Here is a 16830-nt window from a genome sequence, read left to right on the forward strand (position 1 = left end):
TGGAAGCGCTTGCCTCCGGAGTATGGATCGGTTGCGATTGTCATATGACGTTTACGCGACTTTGAGACTTGGCGTTGCAGTATCGGCGCCATGACCATGACTGCCCAAAATCCACCTTCCGCAACTTCCCTCAAATGGGCCGTCTTTGGTACGGGTTCCATCGCAACGACGTTTGCCCAAGACATACGGCTGACGGATAATGCAACACTGGTTGCCGTTTGTTCGCGCACGCTTGAGGCCGCCACCGTTTTTTCAAACCGCTTCGGCGGACTGCGCATCATCCCGGATATCAATACCCTCGCCACTGATCCATCGATCGATGCCGTCTATCTCGCAACGCCAAACACCACTCATTTTGATCAGACTCGGGCGCTACTCAACGCCGGAAAGCCCGTACTGATCGAAAAGCCGCTCGTGGCGACTGCAGCCGAGGCGCAGGCACTCACCGACCTGGCCGCGGAAAAACAGACCTTTGCGATGGAAGGACTCTGGACTGTCTTCCTGCCCGCGATCAATCATCTAAAGCAGCTTCTGGCCGATGGGACGATCGGCGCCATCGCCGGCATCCGCGCCGAACTCGCCTATGCCAAGACCTTCGATGCCAGCAGTCGGTTTTTTGCACCGTCGCTCGGCGGTGGCTCGCTGCTTGATCTGGGTGTCTACCCGATCGCCCTCACGCTCTCGCTGTTCGGCTCGCCGCAGACGATATCGGGGCGCTGGTCGGCCGCACCCACGGGTGTCGATATGACAGCGGATGTCGCGCTCGGTTATGACGGTTTCCAGGCAAGGCTGTCCTGCGGTTTCGACCGCAATGGGACCAATCGCTTCATCATCGAAGGCGAAACCGGCAGCCTGGTGATCGATGCTCCGTTCCTGCGGGCAAACCGGATCATCCTGACGAGAAACCGCATCGCCCATCACCTTGCAGTTCCTTCCGGGTCGAGCCGCCTGTCACGCGCAGCCGGGAAGTTGGCCCGCCGGCTGCCCCTGCCCGGCCTCACGGTCTATCGGCATGGCTTTCCCGGCGATGGGCTACAGTTCGAGATCGCGGCTGTGAGCCTTGCCATCCTGGCAGGGCAACAGCAGCAATCGGAAATGCCGCTCAGCGCCAGCGCCGAAGCACTCCGCATCATCGAAACTATCCGGTCACTGCCGCCTTCATAGCGCCGTCGGTGTATGGTCCCGCTTGCCGGCATTGAGCGCAAGCACGATATCCGTCAGATGCAATGCCGTTTCGCCGGAAAACAGCGGCCGGTTGCCAGCCTTGATCGCGTCCGCCTGCGCTGCAATCCCGCGGACAAAATCGATCTGTGAGGGATAGGCCGGCAGGCTGTTCTTCTGCGCTGCCTGCGGATAGACGACCGGTTTTCCGGCAGTGAGCCGAAACGGGAACTTTCGCTGAAACTGCCACTCGATGCGCTCGACCAGCCGATGCAGCAGCGGCCGCTTGCCACCACTCAGTTCGACATGGACCGGCGAGCGATTGTCCCAGAGATCGCGCACGACGATCGTGCCCTTGTCGCCGACGATCGTCAGCGACCGGTCCCGTGGCGCCGCCAGACCGCTGGTCAAACGAGCGACAAGCCCCGACTTGAAGGTCAGGCAGCCAACGGAAAAATCAGGGCCAAGGTCAAGGCCTTCGGTGCCCGGGCCTTTGTTGGGAAAGGTGAGCGCGGAAAAAGCCGCGACATTCGACACTGGTCCGAACAGCGACACCAGCCAGCTTGCGGCATAGCCGGCATGCTCGAGCGTGCAGCCAATTTCGAATTCGTGCACTGCCGGCCATTTCGCACCAGAGCGGCTGCGCCATTCCTGCCATTTGTCGCGAAAGACGGGTCCGTCCTCCATCTCGGCATAGGCAAGACGTGGCGTGCCGATGACACCGGAGCGGAGGATTTCGGCGCAATGACCACAGGCATCGCTGAGCGCATTGGCCGGTGCGCCGGCAAGGATAAGACCTCGCTCCGCAGCAAGCGATACCAACTCCCGCGCCTCATCGACCGTCATGGCCAGAGGCTTCTCGCAATAGACATGTTTGCCTGCCAGCAGCGCCGCCCGGTTGACGGCATGGTGGTTTTCCGGCGTCGTCAGGTTGACGATGATGACGACAGCAGGATCGGAAAGCGATTCTGCTTCAGAGGCATAGGCGCGAACGTTCCAGTAGTTGCAAAACTGCTTTAAGCGATCGGGGTCGACGTCCCAGACACCCGCCAGCTGCAGTTGCGGGTGGTTGGCCAGCGTCGTCATGTAGTAATCGGCGACGAAGCCCGTGCCGATGAAAGCGATGCCCGTCTGTCCGTTCATCGCGCATCCGCCAGGAACGAGGCGATATAGACCAGCGGTGCATTCCAGTTGATCGTCATTTCGTTGGTGCCCCAGGCCATGATGTCATCGATATAGCAGGTCTGTGGTGCGCAGCCCTTCAGGCGCGCGCGCGCGACATCATCGACCAGTGTCGAATTCGGCCCGCCGGCCAGCGTACCGACAGGCGGATTGGGCAGCGTTTTATCGACCTGATGGGCATACCAGCGGCTATGCTGGTTCTTGGCAAAGACGCTGCCGTAACCGGTAACATAGGATGTGTTCATCGCGTTGCGCCCGAGGATGTAGTCGATACTTTCCCGCACGCCATTGAGAAACGGCAATTCGCCCGTGAGGTCATAGCCGGCGGAAACAACGATCATGTTCTGCAAAATGAGCTGGTTTGATCCCCAGTCGTAGCGATTGTTGGCCGGCCGGTAGATATGCCCGAACGGCTCCTTTGCCTGCAGGCTGAGGAAATTCCGCGCAGCTGATACAACGGATGCCATCACCATTGCCTTGTCATCGGGCTCAAGATTGTCGCCATAAAGCGCCAGATCGAGACGGCCGAGACCCGCTACGCTGCGCCAATCGAACGCGCCGACGGCGGGAAAGACCGGTCCGGCCCAATGCGGCGAAGCTTTCAGCGCCGTGAGATAGCGGGCTTCTCCCGTGGTGATATAGAGCTCGGCGGCCGCCCAATAGGTTTCATCGGAAATGTCGTCGTCGCCATAATCGCCACCGCCCTGCAAGCCGTCGGAACCCGGCGCGAAGAGAGCGGGATGGGCGGCGGCGGCCAGCCATGCCTTCTGACCGGCAGCGAGCAGGCGTTGCGCAAACTCCCTGTCATAGGTCGCAAACAGCCGGGCGCCCTGTGCCGCTACAGCAGCGAGATTGAGCGTTGCCGCCGTCGAGGGGCGGTGCAGCACGCGCAGTTCCGGATCGAGATGTGGCAGCATTGGCACCCCGGTCCATTTGATATCGTGAACCTTGTGATGCACCATGCCGGCCAGCGGCTGACCGTCAGGCACCATCATTTTCATCAGGAATTCAAGTTCCCAACGTGCTTCGTCGAGGATATCGGGAATGCCATTGCCGTTTTCAGGAATGCGCGACAGGCTGTCGCTCAAAACCGGCGAAGCCCCATCGCCGAAAACCAGCCCGCGTTCGAACGTACTCAAGAGCTGCGACACGGCGATACCGCCATTGACCACATATTTCCCCTGGTCGCCCGCATCATACCAGCCGCCAGAGACATCCAATGTATAGTCGCAGGTCCAGTCCTTGCCATAGAGCTTGGTGGCGACCTTGCCTGTCAGGCAGGTTACCTTCGTATCACCGTGGTTCGGGCTTTCCTGCACATGTCCGGCCGGCCGTGCATAGGCCTCGCCAGCGATATCGCCCTTGATCTCGATGCCGCTGCGCTGCGGATAGAACCAGGACAGCGCATCGACGCGCAGTTTGCCATAGATATCGTGGCCGACCGAAAACGGCAGGCTTTTCTTCCCGCCGAGGACCAGGCGGTAGCCCTCGCCTGCCGTTGCAAAAGCCGAAAAATCAGCGATCTGTGTGTTGGCCTCGACCGTCGGATCGAAACCGGCAGGCGCCGTCATCCCCTCGCCGATTGCGGCACCATTTTCGTCTTCCAGCTTGAACGGCAACGGATCGGTCGCCTCCGACAAGATCGTCGCCCGCTTCGGCCCATCGAGAAAATAGCCGGTTTGATTGACCAGTGCCGGTAGCGCGTACATCGTCTTTCGCGCGGTTGCCTCGAGCCTGTCAGGCTTTGTTTCGCGCAGTGCCACATCATCCAGGCAAACGCGCCAAGTTTTTTGCGCTCCGCCCAGTTGGAAGATGATCTGGGCCGGATCTTTCTCCGTTGCCGTGAAAGCGGCCGAAAACTCCACCTTCCCGGCCTTGGTCCCGGCTTCGAAGGTTGCCTGCGCCGTCCAGGGTTCGGCATTCCGCTGGATCGTGACCGGGAATGTGTGCGCGTCCTTGGCTTCGAGCACCATTGTCAGGCGATAGGATTTTCCCGGTTCGAACTGAAGATCGTTGAGACCGAGCAGCCGGTCCCAAGGGGTACCGCCCGCCTCGACATCGGCGCACAACTTGCCATGCTCGCGCGCCAGCGCGACTCCACCAGCCGCCCAGAAGCCATCATGCCCCTTTTCAAAGGCGCCATCGGCAATCATGTCTGCTGCTTCTGCTTGCGCTGGTAGACTGACGAAAAGCGCGAGCATCAGGCTGGCTGCAAATTTTGGCAAAATATCTATCCTGAGCGCGTGTTGCGGGAACGCGGCGCCACTCTGCTGCAAACAGGTTAACCTTCGGAAAAGATTGGATGCAAGCCCTGTTTCCAAATGTTTCCGGGCCGCCGAAACTTGGGCATTGCCGATCTGCGCCAGGTTCTGACGTCGTCAGGCCGAGGCTTGACCGCGAAAAGCGCCCTGATAGTTTGACCATCAGGTAAAGATTTAACCGAAACCCACTGGATTTGGCCGCCAGACCGTACGCGCCACGGAGAACATGATGTCGAACCGCCTCAATGCCACGCCGAACGATCTCAGCGCCTTCTGGATGCCGTTCACTGCCAACCGGCAGTACAAGAAAGAACCGCGCATGTTCGTCAAGGCGAGGGACATGCACTACACGACCCATGACGGCCGCCAGGTGCTCGATGGCACGGCCGGCCTCTGGTGCGTCAACGCCGGCCACTGTCGCCCGCAGATCACCGAAGCCATCCAGCAGCAAGCTGGCGAGCTTGACTATGCTCCCGCCTTCCAGCTTGGCCATCCGAAGGCTTTCGAACTGGCAAACCGCCTGATCGATATCGCGCCAGAAGGCATGGAGCATGTGCTCTACACCAATTCCGGTTCTGAATCGGTCGAAACAGCGCTGAAGGTGGCGCTTGCCTACCACAAGGTGAAGGGCCAGGGCTCGCGCACCCGCCTGATCGGCCGCGAGCGTGGCTATCACGGCGTCAATTTCGGCGGCATCTCGGTTGGCGGTATCGTTTCCAACCGCAAGATGTTCGGCACGCTTCTGACCGGCGTCGACCATATGCCGCACACCCATTTTCCAGACAAGAACGCCTTCACCAAGGGCGAGCCGGAGCATGGCGGCGATATCGCTACCGAACTGGAACGCATCGTCACACTGCATGACGCCTCGACCATCGCGGCCGTCATCGTCGAACCCGTCGCTGGCTCGACCGGCGTGCTCATCCCGCCGAAAGGCTATCTGCAGAAACTGCGCGACATCTGCACGAAGCACGGCATCCTGTTGATCTTCGATGAAGTCATCACTGGTTACGGTCGCCTCGGCACACCGTTCGCAGCCCAGTATTTCGACGTCAAGCCGGACATGATCGTCACCGCAAAGGGCCTGACCAACGGCGTCATCCCGATGGGCGCCGTGTTCGTCACTGGCGAAATCCATGACGCCTTCATGAGCGGCCCGGAGCACATGATCGAATTCTTCCACGGTTATACCTATTCCGGCAACCCGATCGCCTGCGCCGCAGCGCTTGGCACACTCGACACCTATCGCGATGAAGGCCTGCTCACCCGTGGCGCCGAGCTTGCGTCCTACTGGGGCGATGCGCTGCATTCGCTGCGCGACTGCCCGCATGTGATCGACATCCGCAATATCGGCCTGATTGGCGCGATCGAGCTGGCACCGATCGCCGGAGAGCCGACGAAACGCGCCTTCTCCGCCTTCCTGAAGGCCTATGAAAGCGGTTATCTGATCCGCACCACCGGCGACATCATCGCCCTTTCGCCGCCGTTGATCATCTCGAAGGCCGAGATCGACGAACTGGTCGACGGCATCCGCAAAGTGCTGATCGCCAACGCATAAACGAACAAGATACGATCGTAAAATCATCCAGACGGGGCCGGACCAGAGGTCCCGGTCCCGTCTGGCGCAATATCTGAACAATTATTTTGCACTTTGCCCAAAAAATCGCCTTGCGGAATCCGGGCGGGGTTCATAGACGAGAAGCATGGGATCGATCCGTTCACAGAAGGCGGACACCTCAACAGAACTGACGTTGCTTTCCGGCTGGCAGGTCTCACCCGCCCAGCCCGGCAGCCGAAGCGCTGGCACTGCGGGGAACAAACCCACCAAAGGAGACGCAAGATGAAATTCAAGACATTGTCGGGCGCCACGCTCGCGGCCTCGCTGGTCTTTGCGCCGCTCGCCCATGCCGAGATCGTAATCGGCCTGATCGCGCCGCTGACCGGCCCCGTCGCCGCCTATGGCGACCAGGTCAAGAACGGCGCCCAAGTTGCCGTCGATCAGATCAACAAGAATGGCGGCATTCTCGGCGAACAGGTCGTCCTGAAGCTGGCTGACGACGCCGGCGAACCCAAGCAGGGTGTTTCGGCAGCCAACCAGATCGTCGGCGAAGGCATCCGCTTTGTCGTCGGTCCGGTCACCTCGGGCGTTGCCATGCCGGCATCCGACGTTCTGGCTGAAAACGGCATCCTGATGGTCACCCCGACAGCGACGACGCCGGACCTCACCAAGCGTGGCCTTGCCACCATCCTGCGCACATGCGGCCGTGACGACCAGCAGGCAGAAGTCGCAGCAGCCTATGTCCTGAAGCAGTTCAAGGACAAGCGCATCGGCATCCTCAACGACAAGGGCGCCTACGGCAAGGGTCTGGCCGATTCCTTCAAGGCAACGCTGAACGCCGGTGGCGTAACCGAAGTCTTCAACGATTCGCTGACACCCGGCGACAAGGATCTCAGCGCGCTCACCACCCGCCTGAAGGCTGAAAAGGTCGACGTGCTCTATTTCGGCGGCTACCACCCGGAAGCCGGTCTTCTGGTGCGCCAGCTGCATGATATCGGCGCTCAGATCCAGATCATCGGCGGCGACGGCCTGTCCAACACCGAATTCTGGGCTATCGGCGCAGACGCAGGTGCCGGCACGGTCTTCACCAACGCGGCCGACGCTCTGAAGAACGACAGCTCGAAGGCAGCCGTTGCAGCCCTTCAGGCCGTCAACATCCCGCCGGAAGCTTTTACGCTCAACGCCTATGCAGCCGTTGAAGTGATCAAGGCCGGTATCGAGAAGGCCGGCAGCGCCGAAGACGCCGCAGCCGTCACCGCTGCCCTGAAAACCGGAGAACCGATCAAGACCGCCATCGGCGACGTCACCTATGGCGAAACCGGCGACCTCACCTCGCAGAGCTTCTCGCTCTACAAGTGGGAAGGCGGCAAGATCGTTTCTGCCGAGTAAGCAGAGCAATCAATGACGGATCGGGCGCTTCGGCGCCCGATTTCGTTTGTTGCTGGGTTCGTCGGCCATAGCGCAGCCACCATCCACAGTCACAATCATCGATCTGGTATATCCCGGTATGCAATGATGGCGATCAGCCTCTATGCTCCGGTGAGCAATATTTCAGACAAGCACCCAAGAGGCAGGCACCCGTGAGCGAAAAACTTGAACAGCTGATCGATCAGGGCACCGGCCGTATTCCGGCCGATATCGTGCTCAAAGGCGGCCGTTTCTTCGATCTGGTGACCGGCGACCTCGTTGCCTCCGATATCGCCATCTGCGGCGATCGCATCGTCGGCACCTACGGCACTTACACCGGCACCACCGAAATCGATATCACCGGCAAGATCGTCGTACCGGGGTTCATCGACACGCATCTGCACATCGAATCCTCGCTGGTCACCCCGCATGAATTCGACCGCTGCGTGCTGCCCTATGGCGTCACCACCGTGATCTGCGATCCGCACGAGATCGCCAATGTGCTCGGCACCACGGGCATCCAGTATTTCCTCGATTCCGCCTGCGAAACCATCATGGATATCCGCGTGCAGCTCTCGAGCTGTGTGCCCGCCACCCATCTGGAAACCTCCGGCGCCAACCTGCCAATCGAAAAGCTTCTGCCCTTCCGCAACCACGAGAAGGTCATCGGCCTTGCGGAGTTCATGAATTTCCCCGGTGTCATTCACAAGGACCCCGTCTGCCTTGCCAAGCTCGACGCCTTCCAGGGCGGCCATATCGATGGCCACGCGCCGCTGTTAAGCGGGCTTGATCTCAATGGCTATCTCTCCACCGGCATTCGCACCGATCACGAATGCACCACTGCGGCTGAGGCGCTGGAGAAGATCCGCAAGGGCATGCATATCCTGGTGCGCGAGGGCTCCGTCTCCAAGGATCTGCACGCGCTGATGCCGATCCTGACCGAGCGGCTGTCGCCGTTCCTGGCACTCTGCACCGATGACCGCAATCCGCTCGACATCGCTGAAGAAGGCCATCTCGACTACATGATCCGCGAAGCGATCGCCAAAGGGGTAGAACCGCTCGCCGTCTACCGCGCCGCCTCGATCTCGGCTGCGCGCGCCTTTGGCCTGCGCGACCGCGGCCTTGTCGCCCCCGGCTGGCGCGCCGATCTGGTGGTCGTCGACAGCTTGGAAAACTGTAAAGCCGAAGCCGTGCTTGCCGGTGGCCGTCTCGTCAATGACGCCCTGTTTGCCAACCGCCGCCCGGTCGCGCCGGTCGGTCTCGATAGCGTCAAGGCCGGCCATATCAATGCCGCCGATTTCGGCGTGCCCTACGCCGAGGGGGAGACCTCCGTCATCGGCGTTTTGCCGGGAAAAATCATCACCGAACACCGCCGCTACAAGCTGCCGGCATCCGGCAATCAGGCCGGTGTCGATCTCGGCCGCGACATTATCAAGGTCGCCGTCATCGAGCGCCACGGCGTCAACGGCAACCATGCCAATGGCTTCGTCCAGGGGTTTGGCTTGAAGAAGGGTGCGATTGCCTCGACCGTCGGCCATGACAGCCACAATATCTGCGTCGTCGGTGTCAACGAGGACGATATGGCGCTGGCCGCCAACCGGCTCGGCCAGATCAAGGGCGGCTTCGTTGTCGTCGAGGATGGCAAGGTCACCGGCGAAATCTCGCTGCCGGTCGCTGGCCTTATGAGCCTTGAGCCATATGAGAGCGTGCGCGACACACTGCATCATCTGCGCCAGGCCGCCTTCGCGCTCGGGGCAACGCTGCAGGAGCCCTTCTTGCAACTGGCGTTCCTGCCCCTGCCCGTTATCCCGCATCTAAAGATTTCGGACATGGGGCTGGTGGATGTCGACAAGTTTACGCTGATCAGCTGAGGTGGCTCTCTAGTCCCGGGTCTCGCCGGAAAGCGGTGTCTTCAGCATCGACGGCCGCTGTGCAAACGCATCGAACCAGCGAGTAAGATTGGCGTGTGCCCGAAACGGTGGCAGGTGCCGGAAGGCAAGCCAGTCCAGTGTCGTTGCAACGGCGATATGGCCGATATGCAAAGGCTCGTCGCCCTGGATTTCCCGATCCAGCCAACGATAGCTTTCAAAGAGCTTTCGTTCGTAGCCTGCCTGTAGCTCGGGATAGCGCAGATGTTCGGGACGCCGGGCCGTTTCCCAGCGGATGCCGATACCCGCATAGGCCATGTCCTGAGCCAAGGCTTGCAAACGCAGTGCCGCCCATCGACGTTCGGTGTCGGCAGGGAAAAGCGATGGCCCCTCGTGCAATGTATCGAAATAGGCGCAAATGACATCGGAATCGAACAACGGCGATACGCCGTCGCGCAGGAGAACAGGCACTTTTCCGAGCGGATTGCTATTGAAAACCTCGGCGTTGGGGTTTGTCGGGCTGGTTTCGTGATGCTCGACAACCAGTTGATGAGCAATCCCCACTTCATGCGCGAAGACCAGCGTCTTGCGGGCAAAGGGCGAATGAGTCTGATAAAGAAGCTTCATTGACATAATTCCAAAGTATCTGGTCCACTCGGGTAGGTTTAAGGCATCGCCGCGCCGTCTTGCCGCGTTGAGTGACGCAAGATCGCTTTTTATCCGCGTTTCGGGGCTGTACTATGCCTCCATGAACCTCGACCGCTTCGACCGACATTTGCTCAACCTGGTGCAGGAAGACGCCTCCCAGACCGCCGAACAGCTTGCTGCCGCCGTGCCGCTCTCCGTTTCCGCGATCCAGCGGCGGTTGAAGCGGCTGCGCGAGACAGGAATTATCCAGCGCGACATTGCGGTGGTGGACCCCAAACAGGTGGGCAGGCCGACATTTTTCATCGTTGCGCTGGATGTCGAGCGGGAACGGCCGGAGCTTCTTGCCCAGCTGCGCCGCTGGCTGGCGAACGAACCGATGATCCAGCAGGCCTTTTACATCACCGGCGGATCGGACTTCGTGCTGATCGTCACCGCACCTGATGTGGATGCCTATGATACGTTGATGTCACGGCTGATCGCCGAAAACGCCAATGTCCGCCGCTTCACCACCAATGTGGCGCTCGGCGTCATCAAACGCGGCTTGGTCATTCCCGTTGCTCTGGATGATGACTAGTCGCAAAAAACAGTTTTTCAGCGCCTATGCGACTATCTCTGCGGTTTTACCGCATGGCGATGCACCATACTCTGCCCATGACACATTTTCCCCCTCAGGTTCCCGCCACCGCAACGGCGCTCGCGGACTGCCCGTCCCTCGCCCAACGCGCCGGTGTCGGGCGCGTTCTCGTCAAGATCGAAAGCAGTCGACCCTTTGGCAATTTCAAGATTCTGGGCGGCATGACGGCGGCGCTGCGCGCCTTGGCCCGCGTGACTGGAACGCCGATTGCCCAGTTGCGGAAACGCGGCGATCTGCCCCGCCTGATCTGTGCCAGCGATGGAAACCATGGATTGGCTGTCGCGGCAGCGGCCAAAATCGCTGGCGCGCCTGCAACGATATACCTGCATCACAGCGTTCCACGCTCGCGGGCAGAGCGCATCCTGGCGCTCGGCACGTCGGTTTACTGGGTCGCGGGAACCTATGACAATGCGGTGGATGCCGCCGCTGAGGCGGCCCGCGTCGATGGCGTCCTGGTGCCGGATACCAGTGCCGATGTGAACGACCCGATCGTTCGCGACGTGATGTCCGGCTACGCAACGATGACCAGCGAGATCAATGCTCAACTTGCAGCCATCGGCATCACCGTCTCCCATCAGTTCGTCCAGGCGGGTGTGGGCGGCCTTGCCGCCGCCATGGCGGAAGGGCTGCCGGCGGCCAGGCTTGCCATTGTCGAGCCAGAGCAGGCAGCGTGCGTGGCACCGGCCCTTGCGGCCGGACACGTGGTGCGCATCGCCGGATCGCTGCACACATGCGCCGAGATGCTGGCCTGTGGCGAGGCATCGGCGCCGGCACTGGCGATCCTGCGGCGGCATGATCCCCTGCCGGTGCTTGTCAGCGAAGCTGCACTTTTGCAGGCAGCCACACTTCTGCATGAGGAAGCGGGCATCCAAACCACGCCATCCGGCAGTGCCGGTCTTGCAGGGTTGCTACATGTGGCAAACAAGGAGGGTCTCCGGGAGTTGGCAGGCCTTACCGCCTCCAGCACCGTGCTTCTGGTGGCGACGGAGGCGCATCCCGACGCCATCGTCCTTGACCGTGCCCTCGACCTCGCCGCTGCCCGCAGTCTGGTAGCCCGCCTGCTGCCGGATGAAGGATAACCGGTGCCACGGATGGCATCTCTCGATGTCATCCCGTATCCATAGCAAAGCCGTGTCTATCCCAGCCGCCCGCAAAACACGTCCATCGCCTCCAACAGGATCTCGCCGCCATCGAACTTCGGCGCGAATCCCGGCATCGGCATAACATCGGCAATCACCATGCCCTTCGGGACGCTGACGGTCTGCGGGCCACGGTGCAGGTTGAAGATGAACAGCAGCTTCTCGCCGCCCTTATCCCGCGTGAACGCCAGTATGTCCTGATTGGTGTCGAGGAATGTCAGCGCACCATCGAGCAACGGCACATACGCTTTGCGGAAGGCCAGTGTCTGGCGGTAGTGATCGAGAACGGAACCGGTTTCCTGCTGCTGATCGACGGCAAGCGCAAGATGTTCGGCCGGCACCGGCAGCCATGGCTTGGCGCTGGAGAAACCTGCATGAGCGGCTTTCCTTTCCCAGACCATCGGAGTGCGGCATCCATCGCGCCCCTTGAAGGCCGGCCAAAAGCGGATGCCGTAGGGATCGCGCAGATCCTCAAGCTGCAGTTCCGCTTCCGGCAGGGCCAGTTCCTCGCCCTGATACAGGCAGATCGAGCCGCGTAGCGCCGCGAGCACTGAGATCGCCAGCTTGGCAATCCGCTCGCGCTCATCGGCCGTCTCAGCAAACCGGCTGATATGGCGCGTGACGTCATGATTGGAAAAGGCCCAGCAGACCCAACCATCCGTGACCGCGTCCTGAAACGCCTGAACGCAGCGGCGGATATGCGTGGCGGTAAAATCCGGTCCCAAGAGGTCGAACGTGTAGCACATATGCAGCTTGTCGCCGCCGCCGGTATAGGCAGCCACCGTCTTCAACGATCGCGCACCATCCCCCACCTCACCTACCGAAGCCCGGTCACCGAACTCGTCCAGCAAGGCGCGAAAGCGCTGCAGGAAGTCGATATTTTCCGGCTGCGTCTTGTCATAAAGGTGGTTCTGCATGCCGTAGGGATTGACGTCCGGAGCATCGAGCCCAATCGCATCCGGGTCATAAACCAGCGGCGGATTATCGCGCAGTTCCTTGTCGTGGAAATAGAAGTTGACCGTGTCGAGCCGGAAGCCATCGACACCGCGTTTCAGCCAGAAGCGCACCGTTTCCAACAGCGCTTCCTGCACCTGCGGATTGTGGAAATTGAGGTCCGGCTGCGAGCCGAGGAAATTGTGCATGTAATACTGTTTGCGCACCCCGTCCCATTCCCAGCCGGGTCCGCCAAAGATCGACATCCAGTTGTTTGGCGCGGTGCCATCCGGCTTCGGATCGGCCCAGACATACCAATCGGCTTTCGGATTGGTGCGGTCCGAGCGGCTTTCCTTGAACCAGGGGTGCTGGTCGGACGTGTGCGAAATCACCTGATCAATGATGACCCGGAGGCCAAGCCGGTGCGCCGTCGCCAACAAGGCGTCGAAATCGGCGAGCGTTCCAAACATCGGATCGACATCGCAATAATCCGAAACGTCATAGCCCATATCGGCCATTGGCGAGGTGAAGAACGGCGACAGCCAGATGGCATCGACACCGAGGCTGGCAATATGCGGCAGCCGCTGCGTCACCCCTTTGAGATCGCCCAGGCCATCCCCTGTCGTATCCTGGAAAGAGCGTGGATAGACCTGATAGATCACCGCGCCGCGCCACCAGTCGGGATTGGACGTCAAGGGAGATGCCATCAAAAAGCTCCGCGATCACAAGGATATGTTGAAAGATGTATCGTTGCCGCAGGAGCGAGTAAACGGCCTTCCCGGCCGTTTGTGGCGATTGCGGTGGGCCGAGGCAAAAATGATCATACAGGGCATGAAGCACCGCAAGATTTTCCGGACCTTATATCAACTCGCAACCAGCGGCATCCGCTTGCCTTCCCCGCCGGTAAGCCGTATCTCGGCTCTCGCAAAGCATGAAGAACGGGGAGAAGTTCATGACAGGCAGGCTGCTTTCGATCGGCGAATGCATGGTGGAACTGATGCAGGCAGAGGGTGATCTGCTGCGCAAGGGCTATGCCGGCGACACGTTCAACACTGCCTATTATGCCCGGCTGTTCCTTCCACACGACTGGTCGGTCGATTACCTGACCGCCGTCGGCACCGATACGGTTTCCGATGAGATGCTGGCCTTCATCGAGAAGACCGGGGTCGGCACTAGCGCCATCCGCCGCGTTGAAGGCCGTTCTCCCGGGCTCTACATGATCCATTTGAAAGATGGCGAGCGCAGCTTTTCCTACTGGCGCTCGGTCTCGGCCGCCAAGACCTTGGCCGACGACGCCACCCATCTGCGCGCCGCCATCGAAGCCTCCGATATCATCGTCTTTTCCGGTATCACCCTTGCCATTCTCGCCCCTTCAGCCGTCGAAACGCTGCTGTCCGAACTGCGCCGCGCCAAGGCTGCGGGCAAACTTGTCATCTTCGACCCCAATATCAGGCCGCGCCTGTGGGACGACAAGACCTATATGCGCGAAACGGTCTCGGCCGGCGCCCGCGCCTCCAGCCTCGTCATGCCGAGCTTTGACGACGAACAGGCGCATTTCGGCGATGCCGACATTGCGGCAACCATCGCCCGCTATCGCGGCCTTGGCGTCGATAATATCGTGGTGAAGGATGGACCAAAGGGCGTGACGCTGAGTTTTGGTGATACGCCGCTCCAGTTCGTCCCCTCCGCCAATGTCGAAAAGATCGTCGACACGACCAGCGCCGGCGACAGTTTCAACGGCGCCTTCCTTGCCCGCTATGCCGTCGATGGTGACGCCAGCGTTGCGGCGCGGTTTGCGGCAGAAGCAGCAGCGACGGTCATTCAGCATCACGGAGCCCTTGTTTCCAGAGACAAGTTCGAAGCGAGCCTGTAGGCTCATCGTTGCAATTCCGGGCTTCCGGCATTACCTTTGGTCAACCTTAGCCAAGGGGAGATGCGATGACGATCGTCAATATGCTGGAAGCCAAGACGCGCCTTTCCCAACTTGTCAGCGCCGTTGAAAGCGGCGCCGAAGACGAGATCATCATTGCGCGCGACGGCAAACCGGCAGCGAGACTGGTTCCGCTAGCCGCCAATGAAAAGCCGCCAAGACGGCTTGGTCTTCTTCAAGGGCAATTTCCGGACATGTCTCTCGAGGACTTCAATGCGCTGGATGACGAGATTGCCGAACTCTTCGGCGTCAAGCCGGAATGAGGCTGCTGCTCGATACCCATGTGGCCATATGGAGTCTGACGGCGATACACCGCCTACCGTCAGACATACGCCAAATTCTCTCAAACCGGAGCAACGATGTTTTCGTCTCCGCAGCCAGTATATGGGAAATCGCGCTGAAATTCCGGCTCGGACGCAAGGACAGTCCTCCCTTCGATGGGGAGGAAGCAATCCGGCATTTCACCAATGTCGGATATGATTTCTTGAACCTCACCGTTGCCCACGCCGCAGCACTGGGAAATCTGGACACCACTCACCCTGATCCATTCAATCGCCTGCTGATCGCGCAGGCGATCACCGAGCCGCTGATCCTCGTCACCCGCGACAGCAAGATTGCGGCCTATAGCCCGACCTTCATCACATGGTAGGGCAAGCGCCACTCCCGGCGTCTACCGCTTCTTCCTGTTCTCGAACGGATTTTCCGACGCCCGCAAATGAATGCGGATCGGCACGCCCGGCATTTCGAAATCAGCGCGCAGGCCATTGGTCAGATAGCGAATGTAGCTTTCCGGCACGGCATCCGGCCGTGTGCAGGAGATCATGAAGCCCGGCGGGCGGGCCTTGACCTGGGTCATATATTTCAGCTTCAGGCGGCGGCCCGAAACGGCTGGCGGCGGATGCTGGATCTGCTGCGATTCCAGCCACTTGTTGAGCCGCGCAGTCGAAATACGGCGGTTCCAGACCTTGTCGGTGTCGATGATCGACTGCATCAGCTTGTCGAGACCGTAGCCGGTCTGGCCGGAGATCGGCACGGCGCGGATGCCACGGACCTGCGGCAAGAGACGCTCGGTCTTTTCGCGCAGATCGGCCAGCAGCGCCTGGGTATCCTCAACCAGATCCCACTTGTTGAAAGCAAGGATCGCGGCGCGGCCTTCGCGAGCAACGAGATCGACCAGCTGCAGGTCCTGCTTTTCGAACGGAATCGTCGCATCGAACACGATGACAACAGCCTCGGCGAAGCGAATGGAGCGTAGGCTATCGGCAACGGAGAGCTTTTCCAGCTTCTCCTGCACCCGCGCCTTCTTGCGCATGCCGGCGGTGTCGAACATCTTGATGGTGCGGCCGCGCCAGTCCCATTCGACGGAAATGCTATCGCGGGTGATGCCGGCCTCCGGGCCGGTCAAAAGGCGGTCTTCGCCAAGGAAGCGATTGATCAGCGTCGACTTTCCGGCGTTCGGACGGCCGATGATCGCCACACGCAGCGGCTTGGTTTCATCATATTCCGGCTCGAAGTCTTCGTCGTCCAGGTCCTCTTCGCCGCGCAGATCGACATTGGTCTCCGGCTCGTCGATCTCAGGCGGAAAGGCGCGTTCTTCGCCAAGCGCTGCGACGATGGCGTCGCGCAGATCGATCATGCCCTGGCCGTGTTCGGCCGAGATGGCAACAGGTTCGCCAAGGCCGAGCGTGAATGCGTCGTAATAGCCGCCGTCGGAGCCCTTGGCTTCCGACTTGTTGGCAACCAAAACGACTGGCTTGCCGCGGCGGCGCAGCATCTTGCCCAGTGTCTCGTCGGCCGGCGTCAGGCCGTATTTCGCGTCGACAACGAACAGCGTCAGGTCGGCCTCTTCAATGGCCGCTTCCGTCTGCAGCCACATACGGCCCTGCAGGGTTTCCGGCCCGGATTGCTCGAGGCCGGCGGTATCGATGATGGTGAAGCGCAAGTCGACAAGCTTGGCATCGCCCGGACGGCGGTCGCGGGTAACGCCCGGCGTATCGTCAACGAGCGCCAGCTTCTTGCCAACCAGACGGTTGAAAAGCGTCGACTTTCCGACATTGGGGCGCCCAACGATGGCGACGGTGAAGTTCATCGAATAATCCTGTCTTCAGA

General features: G+C 60.6%; 14 protein-coding genes. 9 read left to right on the plus strand and 5 right to left on the minus strand.

From position 1 onward, the window contains the following. Nucleotides 1-90 precede the first annotated feature (90 nt). Entirely contained in the window at nucleotides 91-1164 is a 1074-nt protein-coding gene (locus ACSQ3J_RS15230) for a Gfo/Idh/MocA family protein (RefSeq protein WP_436039450.1), read from the plus strand. Here the strand turns inward: ACSQ3J_RS15230 and ACSQ3J_RS15235 are convergent. Both ACSQ3J_RS15235 and ACSQ3J_RS15240 read right to left on the minus strand, forming a co-directional pair. Beyond that, complete coding sequence (locus tag ACSQ3J_RS15235; RefSeq protein ID WP_060505791.1) at nucleotides 1159-2304, minus strand: Gfo/Idh/MocA family protein; 1146 nt, start codon at nucleotides 2302-2304, stop codon at nucleotides 1159-1161. The genes ACSQ3J_RS15230 and ACSQ3J_RS15235 overlap by 6 nt on opposite strands. After that, nucleotides 2301-4568: a glycoside hydrolase family 9 protein gene (locus tag ACSQ3J_RS15240; protein WP_244482311.1), complete on the minus strand. Its 2268-nt coding sequence runs from the start codon at nucleotides 4566-4568 to the stop codon at nucleotides 2301-2303. The genes ACSQ3J_RS15235 and ACSQ3J_RS15240 overlap by 4 nt, the downstream gene beginning before the upstream one ends. A gap of 265 nt (nucleotides 4569-4833) precedes the next feature. Here ACSQ3J_RS15240 and ACSQ3J_RS15245 point away from each other — a divergent pair, with 265 nt between their 5' ends. The 3 genes from ACSQ3J_RS15245 to ade all read left to right on the plus strand — a co-directional run bounded on the left by ACSQ3J_RS15245 (nucleotide 4834) and on the right by ade (nucleotide 9440). Continuing rightward, entirely contained in the window at nucleotides 4834-6162 is a 1329-nt protein-coding gene (locus ACSQ3J_RS15245) for an aspartate aminotransferase family protein (protein ID WP_060505792.1), read from the plus strand. A 282-nt stretch (nucleotides 6163-6444) separates the two neighbouring features. Continuing rightward, on the plus strand, nucleotides 6445-7551 hold the full coding sequence (locus ACSQ3J_RS15250; protein WP_436039452.1) for a branched-chain amino acid ABC transporter substrate-binding protein: 1107 nt from the start codon (nucleotides 6445-6447) through the stop codon (nucleotides 7549-7551). Nucleotides 7552-7742: 191 nt separating this feature from the next. Then, a complete protein-coding gene (gene ade / locus ACSQ3J_RS15255) occupies nucleotides 7743-9440 on the plus strand; it encodes an adenine deaminase (protein WP_436039454.1) in 1698 nt (565 codons plus the stop codon). A gap of 9 nt (nucleotides 9441-9449) precedes the next feature. Here ade and ACSQ3J_RS15260 read toward each other — a convergent pair whose 3' ends face one another. After that, nucleotides 9450-10064 carry a glutathione S-transferase family protein gene (locus ACSQ3J_RS15260; RefSeq protein WP_436039456.1) on the minus strand — a complete coding sequence of 205 codons (615 nt, stop codon included), beginning with the start codon at nucleotides 10062-10064 and terminating at the stop codon, nucleotides 9450-9452. A gap of 121 nt (nucleotides 10065-10185) precedes the next feature. Here ACSQ3J_RS15260 and ACSQ3J_RS15265 point away from each other — a divergent pair, with 121 nt between their 5' ends. Both ACSQ3J_RS15265 and ACSQ3J_RS15270 read left to right on the plus strand, forming a co-directional pair. Then, nucleotides 10186-10659: an Lrp/AsnC family transcriptional regulator gene (locus ACSQ3J_RS15265; protein ID WP_436039458.1), complete on the plus strand. Its 474-nt coding sequence runs from the start codon at nucleotides 10186-10188 to the stop codon at nucleotides 10657-10659. A gap of 77 nt (nucleotides 10660-10736) precedes the next feature. Continuing rightward, nucleotides 10737-11798 (plus strand): pyridoxal-phosphate dependent enzyme, encoded by a 1062-nt coding sequence (locus ACSQ3J_RS15270; RefSeq protein WP_436039460.1) that lies wholly within the window; start codon nucleotides 10737-10739, stop codon nucleotides 11796-11798. 56 nt (nucleotides 11799-11854) lie between these two features. On the opposite strand, the gene bglA is transcribed toward ACSQ3J_RS15270, so the two are convergent. Continuing rightward, entirely contained in the window at nucleotides 11855-13498 is a 1644-nt protein-coding gene (gene bglA, locus ACSQ3J_RS15275) for a beta-galactosidase BglA (RefSeq protein WP_037098837.1), read from the minus strand. A 245-nt stretch (nucleotides 13499-13743) separates the two neighbouring features. Here bglA and ACSQ3J_RS15280 point away from each other — a divergent pair, with 245 nt between their 5' ends. The 3 genes from ACSQ3J_RS15280 to ACSQ3J_RS15290 all read left to right on the plus strand — a co-directional run bounded on the left by ACSQ3J_RS15280 (nucleotide 13744) and on the right by ACSQ3J_RS15290 (nucleotide 15370). After that, a complete protein-coding gene (locus tag ACSQ3J_RS15280; protein WP_037098840.1) occupies nucleotides 13744-14664 on the plus strand; it encodes a sugar kinase in 921 nt (306 codons plus the stop codon). 65 nt (nucleotides 14665-14729) lie between these two features. Beyond that, nucleotides 14730-14984: a type II toxin-antitoxin system Phd/YefM family antitoxin gene (locus tag ACSQ3J_RS15285; protein ID WP_037098842.1), complete on the plus strand. Its 255-nt coding sequence runs from the start codon at nucleotides 14730-14732 to the stop codon at nucleotides 14982-14984. Beyond that, nucleotides 14981-15370 carry a type II toxin-antitoxin system VapC family toxin gene (locus tag ACSQ3J_RS15290; protein WP_037098844.1) on the plus strand — a complete coding sequence of 130 codons (390 nt, stop codon included), beginning with the start codon at nucleotides 14981-14983 and terminating at the stop codon, nucleotides 15368-15370. The genes ACSQ3J_RS15285 and ACSQ3J_RS15290 overlap by 4 nt, the downstream gene beginning before the upstream one ends. Nucleotides 15371-15391: 21 nt before the next feature. Here the strand turns inward: ACSQ3J_RS15290 and der are convergent, their stop codons facing one another. Then, the gene (gene der, locus ACSQ3J_RS15295) at nucleotides 15392-16810 is read right to left on the minus strand and encodes a ribosome biogenesis GTPase Der (RefSeq protein WP_436039463.1); all 1419 of its coding nucleotides are present in this window, start codon (nucleotides 16808-16810) and stop codon (nucleotides 15392-15394) included. Between the last annotated feature and the right edge of the window lie 20 nt (nucleotides 16811-16830).

This window comes from Rhizobium sp. LjRoot98 (assembly GCF_964252935.1).
Classification (GTDB): Bacteria; Pseudomonadota; Alphaproteobacteria; order Rhizobiales; family Rhizobiaceae; genus Pararhizobium.